Consider the following 1,195-nt stretch of genomic DNA (forward strand, 5'->3'; position numbering starts at 1 on the left):
CGAGCTGGGGCCGGCCGCAGAGACCAGCGAGAAGCGACTGTTTACTAAAAACACAGGTCCGTGCGAAGCCGTAAGGCGATGTATACGGACTGACGCCTGCCCGGTGCTGGAACGTTAAGGGGACCGGTTAGCTCTGTTTCGACGGGGCGAGGCTGAGAACTTAAGCGCCAGTAAACGGCGGTGGTAACTATAACCATCCTAAGGTAGCGAAATTCCTTGTCGGGTAAGTTCCGACCTGCACGAATGGCGTAACGACTTCTCGACTGTCTCAACCATAGGCCCGGTGAAATTGCATTACGAGTAAAGATGCTCGTTTCGCGCAGCAGGACGGAAAGACCCCGGGACCTTTACTATAGCTTGATATTGGTGTTCGGTTCGGCTTGTGTAGGATAGGTGGGAGACTGTGAAGCGGCCACGCCAGTGGTTGTGGAGTCGTCGTTGAAATACCACTCTGGTCGTGCTGGATGTCTAACCTGGGTCCGTGATCCGGATCAGGGACAGTGTCTGGTGGGTAGTTTAACTGGGGCGGTTGCCTCCTAAAATGTAACGGAGGCGCCCAAAGGTTCCCTCAGCCTGGTTGGCAATCAGGTGTTGAGTGTAAGTGCACAAGGGAGCTTGACTGTGAGACCGACGGGTCGAGCAGGTGCGAAAGCAGGGACTAGTGATCCGGCGGTGGCTTGTGGAAGCGCCGTCGCTCAACGGATAAAAGGTACCCCGGGGATAACAGGCTGATCTTCCCCAAGAGTCCATATCGACGGGATGGTTTGGCACCTCGATGTCGGCTCGTCGCATCCTGGGGCTGGAGTAGGTCCCAAGGGTTGGGCTGTTCGCCCATTAAAGCGGTACGCGAGCTGGGTTTAGAACGTCGTGAGACAGTTCGGTCCCTATCCGCTGCGCGCGCAGGAGTCTTGAGAAGGGCTGTCCCTAGTACGAGAGGACCGGGACGGACGAACCTCTGGTGTGCCAGTTGTCCTGCCAAGGGCATGGCTGGTTGGCTACGTTCGGGAGGGATAACCGCTGAAAGCATCTAAGCGGGAAGCCTGCTTCGAGATGAGGACTCCCACCACCATCGAGTGGGTAAGGCTCCCAGTAGACGACTGGGTTGATAGGCCGGATGTGGAAGCCCCGCAAGGGGTGGAGCTGACCGGTACTAATAGGCCGAGGGCTTGACCATAGCTGCTACGCGTCCACTGTG

General features: G+C 57.3%; 1 rRNA gene. It reads left to right on the top strand.

Going from position 1 to position 1,195, the window contains the following annotated elements:
• A 23S ribosomal RNA gene (locus ABH941_RS40890) occupies positions 1–1,174 on the top strand; the annotation flags it as partial.
• Positions 1,175–1,195: the final 21 nt, after the last annotated feature.

Source organism: Streptacidiphilus sp. EB103A, assembly GCF_041261405.1.
Lineage (GTDB): Bacteria > Actinomycetota > Actinomycetes > Streptomycetales > Streptomycetaceae > Streptacidiphilus.